The sequence below is a fragment of the Arthrobacter sp. GAS37 genome (assembly GCF_044908325.1).
GTDB lineage: Bacteria > Actinomycetota > Actinomycetes > Actinomycetales > Micrococcaceae > Arthrobacter > Arthrobacter ramosus.
In genome coordinates this window covers 14991-35572 of the sequence record NZ_JBIYDB010000034.1, presented here as the reverse complement: position 1 = coordinate 35572, position 20582 = coordinate 14991, and the positions used below count along the sequence as shown (strand labels likewise).

Genomic DNA, 20582 nt, shown 5'->3' with positions numbered 1-20582 from the left:
TTCCTACATGCCCGGTGATTCCTTGAGGGCCACGGTCAGAGTCCTGATGTCTTCATCGAAGATCGCGGGGACACTCGAACTGGCCTGCTCACAGTGAGTCGCAAGTAACGTCCCGAGACCTGTCTAGTTGAGTCGACTTTTGCCACGGCAGCGAAAATCATCACACCTGCGCCCGGTGTCTCCACAGGTCAGCGCGTCGGGCGTTAGACAGTTTGAACGAGAACCTACACTCTGCGCGCTCTCTAGGGGACTTGGGACGCAGAGCGGGCCTCGCAACGCAAAGGACGGCGGGGTGCTAAGTCCGATTCCAGCGGTACTCGTTTTCCGGCCGTCCGGGGGTGCCGTATCGCGCATTCCTCGTGACCATCCCGGCGTCGGCCAGGTACTCGAGATAGCGGCGAACGGTAACCCGGGACATCCCCAGGGCGACAGTTGCCTCGCTCGCGGACACGGCCCGGCCAAGGCTGGCCAGGAGGTCTTTGACGGACTCCAGGCTATGGGCGGAAAGGCCCTTGGGCAGTGGGACTTCGGTGGGTGCGCGGAGACTGGCAAACGCCTGGTCCACATCGCTTTGCGAGGCTCCGCTTGCCCGAGCGCCCGACGCCGGTGCGGCGAGTTGTTCGCGGAAGGTGCGGTAGCTGGCGAGTTTGTCCGCGAACGTTGCGAACGTGAACGGCTTGATGAGGTACTGCACCACGCCGATCGACACCGCGCTGCGGACAATGTTCACTTCCCTGACGGCGGTGATGGCGATGATGTCCGCAAGGAGCCCCGAAGCGCGCATTCGGCGGGCGACGTCCAGTCCGTGAAGATCCGGCAAGTTCATGTCCAGCAGGACGAGGTCCACTGGCTGCCCGGCAACGGCGAATTCGTTGAGTAGCCGCAGGGCAGATTGCCCGTCCGGGGCCGTTCCCGCAACAGTGAAGCCGTCGATTCGTCCGACGTAGACGCCATGGGCATCGGCGGCGATGGGTTCGTCCTCGACAACGAGAACGCGGATTTCGGTCATTCGGCTTCTTTCCTGGAGTCCGGCGCGGGGAGCGCCACGCGGAAGAACGCACCGCCCAAGGCGCTCGTGGATTCGCTGATGGACAGCGTACCGCCAAGCCGCTGCACCGCCTGCCGCACCAGGGCCAGGCCCACGCCGCGGGAAGGAGCCCCGGGTTGGCCGGCCTGTCCGATGCCGGCGGCCTTGGTGCTGAATCCGTATTGCCAGACGTCGTCCACGATGCCGGGATCGATGCCGCGGCCGGAATCGACCACCGTGAACGTGGTTCCTTCAGGTCCGGATTCGATGCCCAGTTCCACTTTGCGCGGCGGGGGAGCGGCAGTGGCGGCGTCGAGTGCGTTGTCCAGCAGGTTTCCCAAAATGGTCACGAGGTCCTGGACGGCCAGGCCCTGGAGGCCGTCCCCGCCGGTCACCATGACAGTCAGCTCTGCTCCGCGTTCGTGCGCCTCGGCGGACTTCCCCATGATGAGCGCACTCAGGACAGGCTCGTCCACCGATGCCGCGAGGTGGTCGGTCAGTTGTTGACTCAGCTCAAGGTCCTTGGTGGCAAAGTCCAAGGCGTCGGCGGTCCGCCCGAGCTCCATGAGGGACACGATGGTGTGCAGCCGGTTGGCGTGCTCATGGGTCTGGGCCCGCAATGCGTCGGACAGGGTCTTCATGGTTTCGAGTTCACTGCCCAGGGACTCGATTTCCGTCCTGTCGCGGAGCGTGGCTACGGTCCCGAACACGGCAGGTCGCTGCCGGCCCCTCATTCCAGGTGGCCCGACGGCGGGCGCTTGGTTCACCACAAGGATCCGGGACCCTGTGAGGTGGATTTCGTCGTGTGCCGTCCGGCCGGATTCGAAGAGGCGGTGGAGGCTGGGATCCAGGGGCAGATCCGAAAGGCGCGGGGCGGCCTCCGCGGCGGGATCGACGTCGGACGGTTCCAGTCCCAGCAGCTCCGCGGCCTGGTCGTTGTACATGACCACCCTGCCGCCGGTGTCGATCAGCACCACGCCTTCGCGGACCGAATGCAGGACCGACTCGTAGTACGCGAACAATTGCGCCAATTGCTCCGGTCCCCAGCCCCGGGTGACCGAACGCAGGTATCGGCCCAGCAGCCAGGAGGCGAGGGAGCCTCCAGCGAGCATGGCCAGGGAGATGCCGATGATCGCCGTGAGTCGGGCAGACACTGCGACGTCCACTGTCCGCACTGTGACACCCGCGGCCACCAGGGCCTGGACTTTTCCGGAGGAATCCTCCACGGGAACGATGGTTCGGACGGACGGGCCGAGCGTACCGGCGGTGACTTCGGTGAAGGTCTGGCCGTGGAGGGCAGGATCGATGGTGCCGATGTAGGGTTTGCCGATCTCGTCGGGGTTCGGATGGGTCCAGCGAGTCCGGTCCGGCGCCATGATGGTGATGAAATCGGCATGGGCATTGGCCGTCACCACCTGGGCATAGGGCTGCAGGATGGCGGATGGATTCGGCGTACCGGCTGCTTGAAGCACGAGGGGATTGGCTGCGATCGCGGCGGCCACCGCCTGCATGCGCTGGCCGGCGTCGTTGTAGGCCCGGTCCCGGGCATCCAGGAAAGCCGCCGTGCCCACGATGGCGGTGAGCGCGAGGACGAACAGTAGATTCGCCACAAAGAGTCTCCGGGCAATGCTCCAGCGTCGGATCACGTACTCCTTTCTGCGGGCAATCCTGTGACCAATATGAACGCAACAGTGATACATGTCACGCCGCGCCTAATGATGGGTATCACAGCAGAGCGGCGCAGGGACATTTTGAAGGGACCACGGCGCTTTCCAGAGTATCTATAAGGAGCAAAGCCATGACCTCTCAAAGAGGAGAGATTGCACCCGCCAAGACCGGGCGCAAGGGGCTGGACAAGTCGCATTACCTCTACATCGCCGTGATCGCCGCAGTTGTGCTGGGCGCCGTCGTCGGCCTGCTTTTCCCCGAGGTGGGTAAATCCCTCAAGCCTTTGGGTGACGGCTTCATCAAGCTCATCAAGATGATGATCGCCCCGGTCATCTTCTGCACCATCGTCCTGGGCATCGGATCGATCGCCAAGGCTGCCACTGTCGGCAAGGTCGGCGGGCTCGCACTGATCTACTTCCTGGTGATGTCCACCTTCGCGCTCGCCATCGGTTTGGTAGTCGGCAACATCATCCACCCGGGCGAGGGCCTGAAGCTGATCCCGTACGACCCCAATGCGAAGGCTGCCACGAACAGCACCGCCGATTTCCTGCTGGGCATCATCCCCGGAGACATTCCCGTCCTGCCGACGCTCCTGGCCGCCATCCTGGTGGGCTTCGCGCTGCAGCGCATGGGCTCCCAGGGCCAGCCGGTGCTCAAGGCCATCCAGCACGGGCAGGCACTCGTCTTCCGCATCCTCATCATGATCATGTGGCTGGCTCCCGTCGGTGCCTTCGGCGCGATCGCCGCAGTGGTCGGTGCCACTGGTGTGAAGGCCATCTTCGGAATGCTCACCCTGATGGTTGCGTTCTACATCACCTGCGCGCTGTTCATCGTCGTCGTGCTGGGCACCTTGCTGCGGGTTGTTGCCGGCGTCAGCATCTTCCAGCTGATGAAGTACCTGGCCCGCGAGTACCTGCTCATCTTCTCCACTTCGTCCTCCGAAGCGGCGCTGCCGAGGCTCATCGCCAAGATGGAGCACCTCGGCGTTTCCAAGCCGGTTGTCGGTGTCACGGTGCCTACCGGCTACTCCTTCAACCTGGATGGAACTGCCATCTACCTGACCATGGCCTCGCTGTTCGTCGCCAACGCCATGGGTATTCCGCTGGACCTCGGTGCGCAGGTATCGTTGCTGGTCTTCATGATCATTGCGTCCAAGGGAGCGGCCGGGGTTTCCGGTGCCGGCCTGGCCACCCTCGCCGCAGGCCTGCAGGCACACCGGCCCGAACTGCTGGGCGGCGTCGGCATGATCGTCGGCATCGACCGCTTCATGTCGGAAGCCCGCGCCCTGACCAACTTCACGGGCAACGCCGTCGCCACCGTGTTGATCGGTACGTGGGTCAAGGAAATCGACCGCAACCAGGTCACCAACGTCCTGTCCGGTGCGAAGCCGTTCGACGAGCTGACCATGATCAGCCACCACGCTGAACCAGAGGTGAAAGAGGCCGTGGCCGCTTAGTCCGGCACACTGTTTGGAAGCATCCACGCAGGCAAGGCAGGAACCCGTCATGGGGGCCTGCCTTGCTTGCGTTTTATTGGCACCGCGGCCCAACCTTCTACCTCAGCTAGAAGGTAAAGGCTCAAACTGCGGGCAATGTCAAGTTCCGCAGAATGCCGTGTCTGGCGCTGTAGCCTAGGTGGGGAGCAGTGCTGGTGCTGGAGACAGCCGCAGGAAATGACCGTCGTGGAGAGAGTGGACAGATACGTGAGCAGCGAACGGGGAACGACTACGCTGGAGGGCACGGATTTCGATCTGGAAGACGCCGTCATGGGGCCAACGGGCCGCCCGCACCGCGACTTCCCCGAGCCCGCGCCGCTGGCCTCCCATGGCCCGGCCCGCGTCATCGCCATGGTCAACCAGAAGGGTGGCGTGGGCAAGACCACGTCAACCATCAACCTCGCCGCTGCGCTCGCAGAATTCGGCCGGCGCGTCCTGCTTGTTGACTTCGATCCCCAAGGGGCTCTTTCCGCGGGCCTGGGCACGAACCCGCACGAGCTCGACCTCACTGTCTACAACGTCCTGATGGACCGCAAAGTGGATATCCGCGACGCCATCCAAAAGACCGGCGTCGAAGGTATCGACCTCCTGCCGGCGAACATCGACCTCTCCGCCGCCGAGGTCCAGCTGGTCAACGAGGTCGCCCGCGAGCAAGTGCTTGACCGCGCGCTCAAGAGCGTCGAGGACGACTACGACGTGGTGCTCATCGACTGCCAGCCGTCCCTGGGCCTCCTGACTGTCAATGCCTTGACGGCTGCGCACGGTGTCATCATCCCGCTGATCTGCGAATTCTTCGCCCTCCGCGCGGTGGCACTGCTCGTCGAAACGATCGAAAAGGTCCAGGACCGGTTGAACCCGCGCCTGCAGGTGGACGGCGTGCTCGCCACGATGTACGACGCCCGCACCCTGCACAGCCGTGAAGTCATTTCGAGGCTCGTGGAGGCGTTCGGGGACAAGGTCTTCGAGACCGTCATCAAACGTTCCATCAAGTTCGCCGACGCTACGGTTGCCGCGGAACCCATCACCAGCTACGCCGGAAACCACATCGGTGCCGACGCCTACCGCCGCCTGGCCAAGGAACTGATTTCGCGCGGCGGCGCACCCTAGCCCGCGTGGCAGAGCCACTCACCGCTGAAGGCGCGCCCGCCCTGATGGGCGACGCGCCGCCGTCGTACTCTTCTGCAAGCACAGCGGACGACGCCGGAGCGTCGCCTTCCGGACGAAAGGCCGGCTTCGAGGTCCGGTTGGCGAACTTCACCGGCCCGTTCGATCTCCTGCTCGGCCTGATCTCCAAGCACAAGCTGGACATCACGGAAGTTGCGCTGGCCACCGTGACGGATGAGTTCATCAAGTACATCCGGCGCTTGCAGAAACTGGGCGAGGACTGGGCACTGGACGAAGCCAGCGAATTCCTGGTTATCGCCGCCACCCTTCTGGACCTCAAGGCCGCAAGGCTCCTGCCAGCCGGCGAAGTCGAAGATGCCGAGGACATCGCCTTGCTGGAAGCCCGGGATCTTCTCTTCGCCCGGCTCCTGCAGTACAAGGCTTTCAAACAGGTGGCCGCGATCATGTCCGGCACCTTGGAGTCCGAAGCCCGGCGCTTCCCCCGGCAAGTTGCGCTGGAAGGGCATTTCGCCGCAATGCTGCCCGAACTGATTTGGCGCCACACTCCTGAGCAATTCGCGGCGCTTGCGGCCAAGACCCTGGCGCCGAAGGACAACACGCCCGAGCAAGTCGGGCTCGACCACCTTCACGGAACACCCGTCAGCGTCAAGGAACAAGCCGAGATCATCGGGTACCGCCTGCAGCGCGGCCAGCCGCAATCCTTCAGGGCATTGATTGCCGACGCCGAGTCCACGCTCGTTGTCGTGGCCCGGTTCCTGGCACTCCTCGAGCTGTTCCGTGACCGTGTGGTGGCGTTTGAGCAGCCGGGTCCGCTCGCCGAACTCACTGTCCGGTGGACAGGGCGCCCCGAAGGATGGAGCAGCGACAACTTGAGCGACGAGTACGAGCAGATCGACGAAGGAGAGGAGCCGCTGTGAGCGAGCAGGAAACAGGCGGGGACGGCCTCGCCGAGCTTGAAGCCCTACCCGGAGGCGCCCGCGCGGCCCTGGAAGCCGTCCTGATGGTGATCGACGAACCGGCCACGGCGGAAGAGCTCGCTGCCGGGCTCAACGTGACGGTCGCCGTCGTCGAGGATTTGCTGGAGGGACTGCGGCAGGAGTATAGCGGCTATACTGTTAAAGCCCCGGGCAGGGACGCTGATGACTTGCACACTGATGCAAGTGCCAGCGCTGCACCCCGGGGTTTTGAGTTGCGGAACGTTGCCGGAGGGTGGCGGATCTATTCACGCGCGGATTTTGCCGACGTCGTGGGCAGGTTCGTTCTCGAGGGCCAGACCGCGCGGCTGACGCAGGCAGCCCTTGAAACCATGGCGGTCATCGCGTATCGGCAGCCGGTTTCCAGGGCCAGGGTGTCGTCCATCCGCGGCGTCAATGTCGATTCAGTCGTTCGGACCCTGGTCCAACGCGGGCTGATCGAGGACTCGGGTACCGATCCTGAATCGGGGGCGATCCTTTACCGGACCACCTCGTACTTCCTGGAGCGCATGGGCATTGGCTCGGTGACGGAACTGCCTCAATTGTCCCCCCACCTTCCGGGGCTGGAGGGCATCGAGGAGTTCTTCGACGCCGAACGCATGTAGTCGCGGGAACAACTCAATAATTTTTGATATTGCAAGGATCTACAAACGCCCGGCTAGTAGCGGGCAGACACACGGGACAGATATCCTCTGTCCGGCTGGCTTACGTTGAGAAAGAACAAGCCGGCCACCATAACAAAAGGACGGGTCATGACACAGGCGGGACGCCAGGGTTCACCACGTAATAGTTCGGGACGAAACAATTCCGGACGCAACGAGTCGCAAGACTCAGGCCGCAGCAGTGCAGGCCGCAGCAGTGCCGGCCGCGCAGGAGGCAGCAGCTTTGGTGCCGGCCGGGGTGGCGCAAGCCGTGCCGGTGGCGCCTCCGGAGGGAGCAAGCGCAGCTTCTCCCCGGGCGGAGAGCGCCCCTTCAAGCCCACTCGTCCGCGTGAAGAACGCCCCTTTGATCCGGACAACCCCACCTCGGCCGGAGGCTACGAGCGCCGTGAAGAGGCCGGCCGCCAAGATTCCAGGCCGGCCAAGGCCCCCCGCAAGCCAGGCTCGAACAAGCCCGGATTCGGCAAGGCTCCGGGCACGCCAGGTGCGTTGAAGCCCAAAGCCAGCAACAAGAAACAGTACGCTTCCCGCGCCTTCGGCAGTGAGCGCTTCGGCCAGAACCTTGGCCCGATCCGCAAGCCCCGCGGCCGCCGCGGCGAGGTGGCCCAGTCCGAGCAGCACGACGCCGATGGCGTGCGCCTGCAGAAGGTCATGGCCCAGGCCGGCGTGGCTTCCCGCCGCGTGTGCGAGGAAATGATCGAGGAAGGCCGCGTCGAGGTCAACGGCCAGCTCACCACCGAGCTTGGCATGCGCGTCGACCCCGCGACCGCCGTGATCCACGTCGACGGCATTCGCATCCAGCTCGATGACACCATGCTCTACATGGTGTTCAACAAGCCCAAGGGCGTCGTTTCCACCATGGAAGACCCCGAGGGCCGTCCCTGCATCAGCGATTTCCTCAAGTCCGCCAAGAACAAGGGCGAGCGTCTCTTCCACGTCGGCCGTCTTGACGTCGCCACCGAGGGCCTGCTGCTGCTGACCAACGACGGCGAACTCGCCAACCGCTTGACGCACCCTTCCTATGAGGTGCCCAAGACGTACCTGGTACAGGTCCGTGGTCCGTTCCCGCAGGGCGTCGGTGCGCAGCTGAAGGCCGGCATCGAGCTCGAAGACGGCATCGCATCCGTCGACTCCTTCAAGCTCGTGGATTCCACTCCCGGCCACGTGCTGATCGAGGTTGTGCTGCACTCCGGCAAGAACCGCATTGTTCGCCGCTTGTTCGAAGCCGTGGGTTTCCCCGTGCTTCGTCTCGTGCGCGTCAAGATCGGTCCCATCGGCCTGGGCGACCAGCGCCAGGGCAGCATCCGCAACCTCGGCAAGCAGGAAGTCGGACACCTTCTGGCCTCCGTAGGACTGTAAGGCATGTCGGCATTCCACTCGCACGGCCGGGGCCACCTTGACGGCCCGGTGGTCGTTTTCGGCACCGGCCTGCTCGGAGCCAGCATCGGTCTCGGCCTGCGTGGCCGGGGTGTCTCCGTGTTCCTTTCGGACCCGTCGCCAACCAACCAGGCCGTGGCCGTGGATATCGGTGCGGGCAGGCCTCTGTCCGAGCTTGAGAACCCGCCCCAACTGGTTGTTGTCGCTGCGCCACCGGATGTGACGGCCGACGTCGTCGAGCGCGCCCTGGGTGAATACCCGGAGGCCGTTGTGGTGGACATTGCCAGCGTCAAGCTGGCAATCCAGGCCGAGCTCCGGGGCCGTGGAGTGGACATGTCCCGTTACGTCGGGACGCACCCGATGGCGGGGCGCGAGAAGTCGGGGCCCGTCGCTGCCCGCGGCGAGCTCTTCACGTCCATGCCTTGGGTTCTCTGCCCGTCCGACGAGACCAGCGCCGACGCGCTTCAGACTGCACGTTCCCTTGCTGGCGACCTGGGGGCAATAGTCTCCCAGTTCACCGCGGAGGAACACGATGAAGCGGTTGCTTTGGTATCGCACTTGCCCCAGGTGATGTCTTCGCTTCTCGCCAGTCGCTTGCAGGGAACACCGCTTCACGCGCTGTCCCTGGCCGGCAACGGGCTGCGGGACACCACGAGGATTGCTGCCAGCGATCCCACTCTTTGGGTGCAGATCCTTGGCAACAACGCGGCCAAGGTGGTGGATATCCTCCATGGTGTCCGTGAAGACCTCAACCGCTTGATCGGTACCCTGGAGGATCCCACGGCACCCGGGGCCCGCCTGGATCTTGCCCAGCTCATCAGTGAGGGCAACGCCGGGCAGGCCAGGATCCCTGGAAAGCATGGCGGACCCCCGCAGGCATATTCATGGCTTACAGTTCTGGTAGACGACCGGCCCGGGCAGATCGCCAGGCTGTTGACGGAGATCGGTGAGATCGGCGTCAACGTTGAAGACCTCCGCTTGGACCACTCGTCCGGGCAGAACGTTGGCATGGTGGAACTTTCCGTTATGCCCAACAAGCATGACCTCCTTGTTGAAGCCTTGACCGACCGTGGATGGCGGGTACTCCAGTAATGAAACGTGAACTTTTCGGCCCGGAGACCGTTGTACGTCCGGGAAAGCCGCTGGTTGTCGCCATCGACGGCCCGTCCGGCTCCGGCAAGTCAAGCGTCAGCAAGGAAGTTGCCCGGCGCTTGAAGCTCGCCTACCTGGACACCGGTGCGATGTACCGTGCTTTGACCTGGTACTGCCTCAAGACCGGGATCGACCTCGCCGACGGTGCCGCCGTCGAGCAGGCCTCAAAGGATCTGCCGCTGGAACTTAGCACCAGCGCCAACGCCGAATACGTCAGTGTTGCCGGAGTGGACATCACGGAGGAAATCCGCGAGCCGAGGATCTCCTCGGCTGTCAGCTCGGTGGCAACCACCTTGGGTGCCCGCAACGAATTGATTCGTCGCCAGCGCCAGCTGATCGAACAGCACCACCGCCGCATGGTGGTGGAAGGACGGGACATCACCACCGTCGTCGCGCCCTATGCGGAGGTCCGCATGCTGCTGACCGCCAGCGAGGAAGCCCGGCTGCGGCGCCGCGGCCTCCAGTTGGGCGGAACGCAGAGCCAGGAGCAACTCGCCGCCCAAGTGATCCACCGCGATGCCAAGGACTCCACTGTGGTGAACTTCACCCAGGCGGCCGACGGCGTCGTGACCTTGGATTCCTCGGACCTGGACTTCGAAGAGACGGTCGAAACGGCACTGAGCATTGTGGGCAAGGTCATCTACGGTGACTGAAGCCCGGCTCCCGGCACGCTGGACCATGATGTGGAGCCGGCCTGTTGGCTGGCTGTTGGACCACGTCCTGTACCGGACCGCAATAACGGGACGCTCCAATATTCCCAAGTCCGGCCCGGTCATTTTCGCGGGCAACCACATCAGCTTCCTGGATGGGCCGGTGATGTTCGGCGCGGCTCCACGGCCCATGCACATCCTGGTCAAGAAGGAGATGTTCAGGGGTTTCCTGGGAAAGGTGCTTCGTGCCTCGGGGCAGATTTCCATCGACCGCTCCGGCGACCGTGCGGCGCTCCAACTCGGAAAGCAAGTGCTCGACGCCGGTCGTTGCGTGGGGATTCTCCCTGAAGGAACGCGGGGGAGCGGCACCGCCGGCAACATCAGCAACGGCGTCGCATGGCTCGCGCTGATGTCCGGGGCCACAGTGATTCCCGTGGCCATCCTCGGAACGCGGATCGCAGACGAACATCGCGATTCCATTCCGGGGCTGCGCCGCCGCCTGCACGTCAGTTTCGGAGCCCCCTTGAATGTGACCCGCAGAAATGGCGAGTCGGGGCGTGTTTCAATGGACAGGGCGGCTGCGGAGATCCGCGCTGCGCTGGCTGGACACGTCCAGGATGCCGTCAAGACCACCGGTCAGTCCCTTCCGGGGGACTAAATGAACCGGCCCACAGCCAATGCAGCACCGCCAAGAAGAAGTAGCCGGGACGCCGGCAGATCACCACTAAGGAAAGTGCAATGAGCGATACGACTCACAAATCCGGCAACATCGGAGCCGGCGACGACGAATACACGCCCACCGGCACCGACCAGGTGGCTGAAAACCTCGCCGCCCTGGACGACGACGAAGCCGAACTCCGCGCAGCCTCCCTCCGGGCAGGCCTGGAAGACTATGACCTCGACGAGGACGACGCCGCGCTGCTGAGCGGGCTCTACGACGACGAAGGCGAAGACGGCCCCCTCAAGCTGGACCCGGTCCTGGCCATCATTGGCCGCCCCAACGTCGGCAAGTCCACGCTGGTCAACCGCATCCTCGGCCGCCGCGAGGCCGTCGTCGAGGACACCCCGGGCGTTACCCGTGACCGTGTCATGTACTCGGCACACTGGAACGGCCGCAACTTCACGCTGGTGGACACCGGTGGCTGGGAGCACGACGCGAGGGGCATCCACGCCCGGGTCGCCGAGCAGGCCGAGATGGCCGTGGAACTGGCCGACGCCGTGCTCTTCGTGGTGGACTCCGCCGTTGGCGCCACTGCCACGGACGAAGGCGTCATGAAGATGCTGCGCAAGTCCAAGAAGCCGGTCATCATGGTGGCCAACAAGGTTGACGACTTTGCCCAGGAAGCCGACTCGGCAACCCTGTGGGGCCTTGGCTTCGGCGAGCCGTACCCGGTGTCCGCCCTCCATGGCCGCGGCGTTGCCGACCTCCTGGACCACGTCATGGACACCCTGCCCGAGTTCTCCACCGTGGAAGGCGTCGAGCGCTCAGGCGGTCCCCGCCGCATTGCCCTCATCGGCCGTCCGAACGTCGGCAAGTCCTCGTTGCTGAACAAGCTGGCCGGCTCCGAGCGCGTCGTCGTTGATCCCCTCGCCGGGACCACCCGCGACCCCGTGGATGAATTCATCGAACTCGGCGGCCGCACCTGGCGCTTTGTGGACACTGCAGGCATCCGCCGCCGCCAGCACATGGCCCAGGGCGCAGACTTCTACGCTTCCCTGCGTACGCAGGCCGCGCTCGAAAAGGCGGAGGTCGCCGTCGTCCTCCTGGCCGTAGACGAGGTGCTCAGCGAGCAGGACGTCCGCATCCTGCAGCTCGCCATCGAGTCGGGCCGTGCGCTCGTCCTCGCGTTCAACAAGTGGGACCTGCTCGACGACGAACGTCGCCGCTACCTTGAGCGTGAAATCGAGCAGGACCTGGCACACGTTGAATGGGCTCCGCGCGTCAACATCTCCGCCAAGACCGGCTGGCACAAGGACCGTCTGGTGCCCGCACTGGACCTCGCCTTGGAGAGCTGGGACAAGCGCATCCCCACGGGACGCCTCAACGCGTTCCTGGGCGAGCTCGTGGCTGCCCACCCGCACCCGGTCCGCGGCGGCAAGCAGCCCCGCATCCTGTTCGGCACCCAGGCATCCAGCCGTCCGCCGAAGTTCGTGCTCTTCACCACGGGCTTCCTGGACCCCGGATACCGCCGGTTCATCACTCGCCGGCTGCGCGAAACCTTTGGCTTCGATGGCACGCCGATCGAGGTCAACATGCGCGTCCGTGAAAAGCGCGGCAAGAAGCGTTAATTGAGACGCGCATCACAGATGACACCCGCCATGGTGTCATTGGGAACCTCGAACATCGTGTAAGCTTTTTGAGGTGGTTCGGCCGGACTGCTTGGGTGAAAACCTAGGCGGAGAACGGCAGGACTGACGGGCTGTAGCGCAGCTTGGTAGCGCACTTGACTGGGGGTCAAGGGGTCGCAGGTTCAAATCCTGTCAGCCCGACCGCAAGGTATTGATAGCCAAGGTATCGATAGCAAAGTCCCGGGAACCTAAAGGTTCCCGGGACTTTTGCGTTTAAGTTGCTTGCTTGTTCCAAGATGCCGCCTGATCGCGGGTCGACGCTGCAAAGGACCCGTGACGCGGAAACCGATCGACGACTCGGAAACGGACACGGGACGAGTGTATTCCGGTGTCCTGGGTCAAAATGAGAGTCGTCAAACGAGATGCGCATCGTCCATGTCAGGGAGGGCTCGGAAGATCGTCGAGCAGGCCCGGTCGGTCCGTGCCTCGGTCTTTCTTTGGGGGTGGCGTCGGGTTTCGCTCAATCATTCGTATCGATAAATCCCGAAGCCTTGGATTCGCAAGGCAGGAGACCTCCCTCGAATGGAATGATCGAGCAGAATCAGACAGGGCGAGGCCGAGCCAAGCGCGGAGGTCGAAGCACGCCCGCCCCCAACTATCATTGGACGGTGAGCGATACACTTCCCCCTTGCCCCGAATGCGCCAGCGAATACACCTACGAGATGGGTGCCTTGCTGGTCTGCCCCGAGTGCGCGCACGAATGGTCGCCCACGGCTTCTGACGAAGCGGAAGCCGACTCAACGGAGATCAAGGACGCCGTCGGCAATGTCCTCTCAGACGGGGACACTGTCACGGTGATCAAGGACCTCAAGGTCAAGGGGAGCGCTACCGCCATCAAGGTCGGAACCAAGGTGCGCAACATCCGCCTCGTGAACGGCGTGGGGGATCACGACATCGACTGCAAGGTGGACGGCTTCGGCCCCATGCAGCTCAAGTCAAGCGTGGTCAAGAAGGTCTAACGCGCCAACGCGCGCCGCCCGACGGCAGGCCCAACCAACGCCGCGCCCCACAAAACAAGGCGCGTTAAGTCCCCTGCAACGCCCCCAACGCCTTCACCAGGGGCTCAAGCTCCGGCACCGATTCTGCGGCCGTCAGGGACTCCGCGAGGGTTTCGTCGTGTACCGGCCGGGCCGCCAGCAACAGTTTCTGGCCCGCTTCGGTAAGCTCCGTGTAAATCCCGCGCCGATCGTCCGCACACAGGATCCTGGTCAGCAGCGCGCGGTCTTCAAGCCGGTTCACCAAACGCGTTGTGGCGCTGCTGGAAAGTGCTGTTGCCCTGGCGAGCTGCTGCATCCGCATGTGCCATCCGTCCTGCCGGCTCAGGGCGTCAAGCACCGTGTACTCGACCACCGAAAGATCCGCGGCCGACTGCAGCGCTTTCTCCAGTGCTGCCTCGATGTTGCCGTGGAGCGCCGCGAGAGTCCGCCACCCCTGCGCTCGCACCTCAACGGCGTCGTCTTTGATGCCCATGTCTCCCGAAACTCCTGCCGATCGATGAAGAAACCAGACGCACGAAAGTAGTTGCTTGCGCAATTACATGGCGTGTGCAACTATATATGCAGCGTCTGCAACTAATATTCTACGGTTCTCGGCGACGCACTTCCAGTCTCACGGGAATCCATCCCCACAAAGGAGCAACAACATGCCCGCAGGGTTGATCGCCCTCGCCCTCGGCGGATTCGGCATTGGCTTGACCGAGTTCGTCATCATGGGCCTCTTACCCGAGATTGCCACCGACTTCGGAGTCAGCGAAGCAGCCGCCGGCTGGTTCATCACCGGCTATGCGCTGAGCGTCGTTGTCGGCGCACTCCTGGTTACAGCGGCCGTCACACGCTTGCCCCGCAAGCCTGTGCTGATCGGGCTCCTCGTCCTGTTCATTGCGGGTAACTTCCTGTCCGCCATCGCGGACAGTTACCCGGCCATGCTGATCGGTCGCATTGTCGCTGCCCTCTGTCACGGAGCCTTCTTCGGTATCGGCTCAGTGGTCGCGGCCGGCCTGGTCCCGGCCCACAAAAAGGCCGGAGCCATTGCCATCATGTTCACGGGCCTCACCGCCGCCAACGTGCTGGGTGTTCCCTTCGGTACCTTCCTTGGCCAGAACCTCGGCTGGCGGTCCACCTTCTGGGCCATCACCATCATCGGCGTTGTCGCCCTCATCGGCATCGCCCTCATGGTCCCGCGCACCAGGGAAGGGGCCGTCGCCAGCAGCCTCCGCAGCGAGCTTGGAGCTTTCAAGTCCACTCAGGTGTGGCTGTCCATCATCGTCACAATTCTCGGCTTTGGCGGCATGTTCGGTGCCTTCACCTACATCGCCTTCACCCTGACCGATGTCTCCGGATTCGATCCCCACGCGGTCCCTTGGCTCCTCGTCCTGTTTGGCGCCGGGCTGTTCGTCGGCAATATCGCCGGCGGCAAAGCGGCCGATAAGTCCATCGACAAAACCCTCGTGGTCATCCTCGCAGGCCTGGTGCTGGTGCTTGTGTTCTTCGCACTCACCGCCGCGAGCCCGGTGGCCACCCTGTTCTCGCTCGCACCCATGGGCGGCTTCGGCTTCGCTACCGTGCCGGGCCTGCAGATGCGCGTCATGCACTTTGCCACCACCGCGCCTACCCTCGCGTCCGGCGCGAATATCGGCGCCTTCAACCTGGGGAACGCCCTGGGCGCCTGGCTGGGCGGCGTCACCATCACCATGGGCTTGGGTTACACCTCGCCTATCTGGGCCGGCGCCGCCATCACTGTAGCGGCCCTGATCGTCATGATCGCCGCCGCGGCAGCGGCCCGGCGTGGGGGAGCGGCGCAGTCTGCTTCCGCGCCGGAAGCAGCCCCCGACGTCGTACGCGAACCTGAGGAGTCGCCGGTCGCCTAGGCGAAACGCGGGTTTCTTCGAATCAGTCGTCGCTCGAACCGCGTCTGGCCAGGATCTCGCCGTTGGTCTGGCACGTTGGGCAGTACTGCAGCGAAGTCCCCACGAACGTAACCTCCCGCACGGTGTCCCCGCAGACAGGACAAGGCTCGCCGGTCCTGCCGTGCACGCGCATCGAGGCTTTTTTGGCCGGCTTCAGCTCGCTCGGTTTCTTGCCCGAGAACTCCTGGACGGCTCCATTGAGAATGTCCTGCATCGAAGTGAAGATGCGCACCACTGCGTCCGGGCCCAACGAAGAAGCGGGGGCGACGGGAGACAGTTTGGCTGCGTGGAGGATTTCGTCGCTATAGGCGTTCCCGATACCCGCCATGAGCTTCTGGTTCTTCAGGATTCCCTTGATCTGCTGCCGGTGCGTGAAAAGCCGGCTGAACTCGTCCAGGCCGAAGGCGGGGTCAAGGGGATCCGGCCCAAGCTCCGCAATGCCATGGACTTCCTCCGGCTCGCGAACGATGAAGATGGCCAATCCCTTCCACGTTCCGACGTCGGTAAGGGTGATGCCGAAATCGCTGCCATTGTTCGAAAAGCCCAATTGCGCGGCGAAGTATCCGCCCGCCGCAGTTGCGTCGTTTCCGGGCTGTTTATCCGAGAATGTGAGCCAGCCGGCCTTCGCGAAATTGACGATCAAATACAGGGGCTCTGCTGAGTCTTCGCCCTCGCGCGCTTCAGCGGCAGGAGCGATCTCGAAAACGAGGAATTTTCCCCGCCGGCCGACGGACTCGACCGTCCGCCCGATCAGCGATTCATGGGAAACATCCGCTACTTTCAGGGCGAACGCCGATGGCAGCAGTAACTGTGTGAGCTGCGCCCCGGATAGCTGCTCGTCCAGAAAATCGGTCAAGGCAGTGATTTCGGGCAGTTCCGGCATGATCGCGCTCCTTTGACGGCATTGCAGGACTATGCGGCTCGAGTCTGCTTCCAATCATTCCAGACACCTGTGGGGAGGGGGCTTGGATGTGCTTATACTTTCAGCGGTGGCCGGATGACCGGGCCGCCGTCGTGGTCCGAAATGTCCCGATGAAAGGCGACTCATGAGCAACATTCCTGCCGATCTTTCCTACACCGCCGAACATGAATGGGTGAGTGCCCCGAATGCAGACGGCGTCGTGCGCGTCGGCATTACGGACTTCGCCCAGGATGCACTCGGCGATGTCGTCTACGCCCAGCTGCCCGAGCCCGGCACCACCGTGAAGGGCAACGACGTCGTGGGTGAAGTCGAGTCCACGAAGAGCGTGAGCGACATCTACGCCCCGGTCAGCGGCGAAATTGTCTCCCGCAACGACGCTCTCGACACCGACTCTGCCCTGATCAACTCGGATCCCTACGGTGACGGCTGGCTGTTCGAAGTAAAGCTTTCGGAAGCTGACGCCATCGAGACCCTTCTCAGTGCATCAGAGTACGAACAACAGGTAGGCTAAATGGTATCTGGCCCGCCAAGTCGGTTCTCCCCGGAACAGGGGAGCGGCGGCGGCGGGCCAGCGACCTGTTTGGCCCGGGGGAACCGGGCAGTTGCGTAACCGGCAGTTGATGACAACTGCCGGCGGATGAGGAGGATTTCCATGGTTGGCGGCAAGCGGAACCACGCCCGGGACGAGCACGGTGCTGTAGAACAGCCAACCTCGGAGACCACCTCAATCCAGCTCACGCCAGTGCGCCACCACGAGCCGGATGCCCGCCCGCCGCTGGCAGCCGAGGAGCGCGCCGCGGTCCAGGCATTGCCTCCCGGCTCGGCCTTGCTGATTGCCCACACCGGCCCCAATGCGGGTGCACGGTTTCTCCTGGACTCGGACACCACCACCGCTGGCCGCCACCCGGATGCGGACATCTTCCTGGATGATGTGACGGTTTCGCGCAAACACGTGGAATTCGTACGCACCCCCGAGGGCTTCGAAGTGGTGGACACCGGAAGCCTCAATGGCACCTACGTCAACCAGGACCGGGTGGACAACGTCCTGCTTAAGAACGGCAGCGAGGTCCAGATCGGGAAGTTCCGCCTCACCTACTACCTGAGCCCTGCCCGCGCAGCAGGCCAAGACTGATTCCGGGTACGCCTGTGGCAATGCCCCAGCCGGAACGGCGAGGACCGCAGGTCCTCAACATCGGGGAGGTCCTCGCCCAACTCAGCGACGACTTTCCCACCATGACGGCGTCGAAGATCCGTTTTCTTGAGGAAAAGGGACTGATCAATCCGAAGCGCACGCCTGCCGGATACCGGCAATACGCCGAAAGCGACGTCGAGCGCCTGCGCTTCGTGCTGGCCCTCCAGCGTGACCAGTACCTGCCCCTCAAGGTCATCAAGGATTACCTTGACGCGATCGACCGTGGCGAGCGTCCCGAAAACCTTCCGCCGGGGGTGTCGGTTTCCCCTCGGATTGTCTCGGACGAACTTGCGGCTGAGCTGCAGGGCCGCGCACGTGCGCTGAGCGAGGAACAGTTGCGGACGGAATCCGGGGCCAGCGTCCCGCTATTGCAGTCCCTCCTCAGTTTCGGACTCATCAGCCATGTCAACGGCAAATTCGACGAACATGCCCTGCAAGTGGCGCGTGCCTGTGTCCAACTTGAAAGCCACGGACTTGAGCCGCGGCACCTCCGTCCGTTCCAAGCGGCGGCCGAGCGCGAATTCGGCTTGGTGGAGCGGGTGGTCGCTCCTTTGACCTCCCGCAAGGATGCGGCATCGCAATCCCGGGCTGCGGAAGCCGCCCGGGAAATCAGTGAACTCTGCCTCAGCCTGCATCGAGCCTTGGTGCAGGACCGTATCTCCCGTATGGACGCATGATGATTGAGGTCGAGATCGTTGGAGTGCGGATTGAACTGCCTTCGAACCAGCCTCTGGTCCTCCTGCGGGAGATGCACGGGGAACGCCATGTCCCCATCTGGATCGGCACACCCGAAGCCAGTGCCATCGCCCTGGCCCAGCAAGGAGTGGTGCCGCCCCGGCCCATGACCCACGATCTGATGATCGACGTCGTTGAGGCACTCGGCCACACCATCATCAGCGTGAACATTGTGGCGGTCGAGGACAACATCTTCTACGGTCAGCTCCAGTTCGACGACGGCACGGTGGTGAGTTCCCGCGCTTCCGACGCGCTGGCGCTAGCTTTGCGGGCGAAATGCCGCATCTGGTGTGCCGACGCCGTGATGGATGAAGCCGGCGTCCGGATCACTGAACACGACGAGGGCGAAGACACCGAGCCGGGCCCCGAAGTTGACGAAGAACGGGAATTGCGCCGATTCCGGGAGTTCCTGGACGACGTGGAGCCAGAGGATTTCGAAGGCTGAAGGCAGCCTAAGGTTAAAGTTGAGGGTGAAAGTTTCGACACGATCTGAAAATGCCCCGGACGTCTTTGACCTGAGGCCCCCGCACGCCTAACGTCGAAGATATCAAGTTCCCGTTGCGTACAGGACCCGCGCAAGTCACACTGAAAGGTGCGGCCGCGTTGAAATTACACGAGTGCATTTTCCCGTTTCGTGTTAGCCGCCGTATGCACCATCCCCAAGGGAACTTCTGACAAGGAGGGTCACGTGAGTCCCAAAGGCGAAGCAGGCGAGCTAAAGCAGGCCTCGACAGGCGTTGCTGTACCCGCAAGCGGTGCCCAGGGTCTGCTTTTCACCGAGGACCTTCCGGTCCTGGATGAAGATGCCGGCTACCGTGGTCCCACCGCGTGCAAGGCGGCAGGGATCACCTACCGCCAGCTGGACTACTGGGCACGTACAGGACTTGTTGAACCCGCTGTGCGAGGCGCCGCCGGTTCCGGATCGCAGCGGCTTTATGGCTTCCGGGACATCCTGGTTCTCAAAGTCGTCAAGCGCCTCCTGGACACAGGTGTATCCCTCCAACAGATCCGCACTGCCGTTGAACATTTGCGTGAACGCGGAGTAGAGGACCTGGCGCAAATCACGCTCATGAGCGATGGCGCGAGTGTCTATGAATGTACTTCCGCGGACGAAGTCATTGACCTGGTGCAGGGTGGCCAGGGCGTTTTCGGCATCGCCGTAGGCCGCGTATGGCGCGAAGTCGAGGGCAGCCTTGCTGCGCTGCCGAGCGAGCACGTTATAGAACAGTCCTTTCCGGACGACGAACTCAGCAAGCGCCGTTCCGCGCGCCGCACAGGCTGAACTGCCGTCGGGATCGCCGCGAGCGGCCACTGAAGACCAATGAAGCCGCCTTCCAACAGGAAGGCGGCTTCGTCGTTTTTCTCGAAGTTGGATAGCTGCTGCTTTGCAGACTCCCGTCAGCGCTTGCGGCGTTCCCGGGTGCCGTTGTTCGAGGACAACATGTTCTCCAGAAGCGAGTCAAACAGCTTGGCGGTGTTCTTGGCGGAGTCGCCAGGCCAGTTGTGCACGGCGTGGGCGGCCCCCTGGATTTGCTGCCAGTTCGCCTGCTCCGGAATATGCGGTGCCAGCAAAAGCTCGCCGAACATCGATTCCATCTCTGCAAGCCGGAACGTGTGCTCGGACGAGGCGGGCCGGACCCGGTTGGCAACGATCCCCGCAGGAGCCAGCTGCGGAGCGAACTCCTGGCGGAACAGCTGGATGGCGCGCATGGTGCGTTCCGTGCCGGCTACCGAGAAGAGCCCTGGTTCGGCGACAAGGACCACGCGGTCACTCGCGCTCCACGCCATGCGGGTGAGGCCGTTGAGGGACGGCGGACAGTCGACGAGTACCAGCTCGTACTTTTCGGCAGGTGCAAGGACCGCAGACAGGCGGCGGAGATCGCGGCGCCCAAGATCCGGCCGATCGTAGATTCCGGTGTAGGCGGACCCGACGGCCACATCAAGGGCCGTCCCTCCGCCATTGCCGCGGGGGTGGTCAACCCAGCCGCTGCTGACCACGTTGTCCAAGAGCCTCGCCTTGCGGGGGTTCTTCAGCATGCGGCCGATGTCGAGCTGGTCCCCGGCCTGGACGCCAAGCGCCGTCGTGGCGTCGGCATGGGGATCCAGGTCCACGACAAGGGTGGGGATCCCTGCGGCCAGTGCGGCCGAGGCCAACCCAGTGGTTACGGATGTCTTGCCCACGCCGCCTTTGAGGCTGCTGATGCTGACTACTTGCACTTGAAAACCCAAAACCTAACGCCGGTTGCCGTGTCGCGGTGCTTGTTGTTCCGGCGTTGCCGGAACCGGGGCTCTGCCGCTGCCCTTCAACATCATATGTTGAGTGGCCGCGGATTCCTGCCTTATCGGCCCTGA

General features: G+C 63.6%; 20 protein-coding genes, 1 tRNA gene and 1 pseudogene. 17 read left to right on the top strand and 5 right to left on the bottom strand.

All coding sequences use genetic code 11. From position 1 onward, the window contains the following. Positions 1-295: 295 nt before the first annotated feature. Both ABH924_RS19815 and ABH924_RS19810 read right to left on the bottom strand, forming a co-directional pair. Positions 296-1009, bottom strand: coding sequence for a response regulator (locus ABH924_RS19815; protein WP_404501586.1), 714 nt, complete (start codon positions 1007-1009; stop codon positions 296-298). Then, positions 1006-2673, bottom strand: coding sequence for an ATP-binding protein (locus ABH924_RS19810; RefSeq protein WP_404501585.1), 1668 nt, complete (start codon positions 2671-2673; stop codon positions 1006-1008). The genes ABH924_RS19815 and ABH924_RS19810 overlap by 4 nt, the downstream gene beginning before the upstream one ends. Before the next feature lie 152 nt (positions 2674-2825). On the opposite strand from ABH924_RS19810, the gene ABH924_RS19805 reads away from it, so the two are divergent. The 11 genes and pseudogenes from ABH924_RS19805 to ABH924_RS19755 all read left to right on the top strand — a co-directional run bounded on the left by ABH924_RS19805 (position 2826) and on the right by ABH924_RS19755 (position 13435). After that, positions 2826-4151 (top strand): cation:dicarboxylate symporter family transporter, encoded by a 1326-nt coding sequence (locus ABH924_RS19805; RefSeq protein WP_404501583.1) that lies wholly within the window; start codon positions 2826-2828, stop codon positions 4149-4151. A gap of 246 nt (positions 4152-4397) precedes the next feature. Beyond that, positions 4398-5297: a ParA family protein gene (locus tag ABH924_RS19800; protein WP_234753762.1), complete on the top strand. Its 900-nt coding sequence runs from the start codon at positions 4398-4400 to the stop codon at positions 5295-5297. Between the two features lie 44 nt (positions 5298-5341). Next, entirely contained in the window at positions 5342-6232 is an 891-nt protein-coding gene (locus tag ABH924_RS19795) for a segregation and condensation protein A (RefSeq protein ID WP_404501608.1), read from the top strand. Next, positions 6229-6894, top strand: a complete 666-nt coding sequence (locus ABH924_RS19790; protein WP_404501580.1) for an SMC-Scp complex subunit ScpB — start codon at positions 6229-6231, stop codon at positions 6892-6894. The genes ABH924_RS19795 and ABH924_RS19790 overlap by 4 nt, the downstream gene beginning before the upstream one ends. Positions 6895-7041: 147 nt before the next feature. Then, entirely contained in the window at positions 7042-8307 is a 1266-nt protein-coding gene (locus ABH924_RS19785) for a pseudouridine synthase (protein WP_234753765.1), read from the top strand. 3 nt (positions 8308-8310) lie between these two features. After that, on the top strand, positions 8311-9417 hold the full coding sequence (locus ABH924_RS19780; protein ID WP_404501578.1) for a prephenate dehydrogenase: 1107 nt from the start codon (positions 8311-8313) through the stop codon (positions 9415-9417). Next, positions 9417-10130, top strand: a complete 714-nt coding sequence (gene cmk, locus ABH924_RS19775) for a (d)CMP kinase (RefSeq protein ID WP_404501576.1) — start codon at positions 9417-9419, stop codon at positions 10128-10130. Before ABH924_RS19780 ends, cmk begins: the two co-directional genes overlap by 1 nt. A 28-nt stretch (positions 10131-10158) precedes the next feature. After that, a pseudogene (locus ABH924_RS19770) lies at positions 10159-10855 on the top strand (lysophospholipid acyltransferase family protein). A 10-nt stretch (positions 10856-10865) separates the two neighbouring features. Next, the gene (gene der / locus ABH924_RS19765) at positions 10866-12416 is read left to right on the top strand and encodes a ribosome biogenesis GTPase Der (protein ID WP_078105603.1); all 1551 of its coding nucleotides are present in this window, start codon (positions 10866-10868) and stop codon (positions 12414-12416) included. 127 nt (positions 12417-12543) lie between these two features. Beyond that, positions 12544-12617 (top strand) — tRNA-Pro (locus ABH924_RS19760). A gap of 467 nt (positions 12618-13084) precedes the next feature. Next, positions 13085-13435, top strand: coding sequence for a zinc ribbon domain-containing protein YjdM (locus ABH924_RS19755; protein WP_404501574.1), 351 nt, complete (start codon positions 13085-13087; stop codon positions 13433-13435). Positions 13436-13499: 64 nt separating this feature from the next. Here the strand turns inward: ABH924_RS19755 and ABH924_RS19750 are convergent, their stop codons facing one another. Beyond that, complete coding sequence (locus ABH924_RS19750) at positions 13500-13946, bottom strand: MarR family winged helix-turn-helix transcriptional regulator (RefSeq protein ID WP_404501572.1); 447 nt, start codon at positions 13944-13946, stop codon at positions 13500-13502. A gap of 172 nt (positions 13947-14118) precedes the next feature. On the opposite strand from ABH924_RS19750, the gene ABH924_RS19745 reads away from it, so the two are divergent. After that, positions 14119-15342, top strand: a complete 1224-nt coding sequence (locus ABH924_RS19745) for an MFS transporter (RefSeq protein WP_404501570.1) — start codon at positions 14119-14121, stop codon at positions 15340-15342. A gap of 22 nt (positions 15343-15364) precedes the next feature. On the opposite strand, the gene ABH924_RS19740 is transcribed toward ABH924_RS19745, so the two are convergent. After that, positions 15365-16264 (bottom strand): DNA-formamidopyrimidine glycosylase family protein, encoded by a 900-nt coding sequence (locus ABH924_RS19740; RefSeq protein ID WP_404501568.1) that lies wholly within the window; start codon positions 16262-16264, stop codon positions 15365-15367. Between the two features lie 163 nt (positions 16265-16427). On the opposite strand from ABH924_RS19740, the gene gcvH reads away from it, so the two are divergent. The 5 genes from gcvH to ABH924_RS19715 all read left to right on the top strand — a co-directional run bounded on the left by gcvH (position 16428) and on the right by ABH924_RS19715 (position 19512). Next, complete coding sequence (gene gcvH, locus ABH924_RS19735; RefSeq protein ID WP_234753789.1) at positions 16428-16814, top strand: glycine cleavage system protein GcvH; 387 nt, start codon at positions 16428-16430, stop codon at positions 16812-16814. A 141-nt stretch (positions 16815-16955) separates the two neighbouring features. Next, positions 16956-17435 (top strand): FHA domain-containing protein, encoded by a 480-nt coding sequence (locus ABH924_RS19730; RefSeq protein ID WP_234753790.1) that lies wholly within the window; start codon positions 16956-16958, stop codon positions 17433-17435. 20 nt (positions 17436-17455) lie between these two features. Continuing rightward, positions 17456-18172, top strand: a complete 717-nt coding sequence (locus ABH924_RS19725) for a MerR family transcriptional regulator (protein WP_234753791.1) — start codon at positions 17456-17458, stop codon at positions 18170-18172. Continuing rightward, a complete protein-coding gene (locus tag ABH924_RS19720) occupies positions 18172-18675 on the top strand; it encodes a bifunctional nuclease family protein (protein ID WP_234753890.1) in 504 nt (167 codons plus the stop codon). The genes ABH924_RS19725 and ABH924_RS19720 overlap by 1 nt, the downstream gene beginning before the upstream one ends. 243 nt (positions 18676-18918) lie before the next feature. Continuing rightward, complete coding sequence (locus ABH924_RS19715) at positions 18919-19512, top strand: MerR family transcriptional regulator (protein WP_234753792.1); 594 nt, start codon at positions 18919-18921, stop codon at positions 19510-19512. A 116-nt stretch (positions 19513-19628) separates the two neighbouring features. Here ABH924_RS19715 and ABH924_RS19710 read toward each other — a convergent pair whose 3' ends face one another. Next, positions 19629-20447, bottom strand: a complete 819-nt coding sequence (locus ABH924_RS19710) for a ParA family protein (protein WP_404501565.1) — start codon at positions 20445-20447, stop codon at positions 19629-19631. Positions 20448-20582 lie beyond the last annotated feature (135 nt).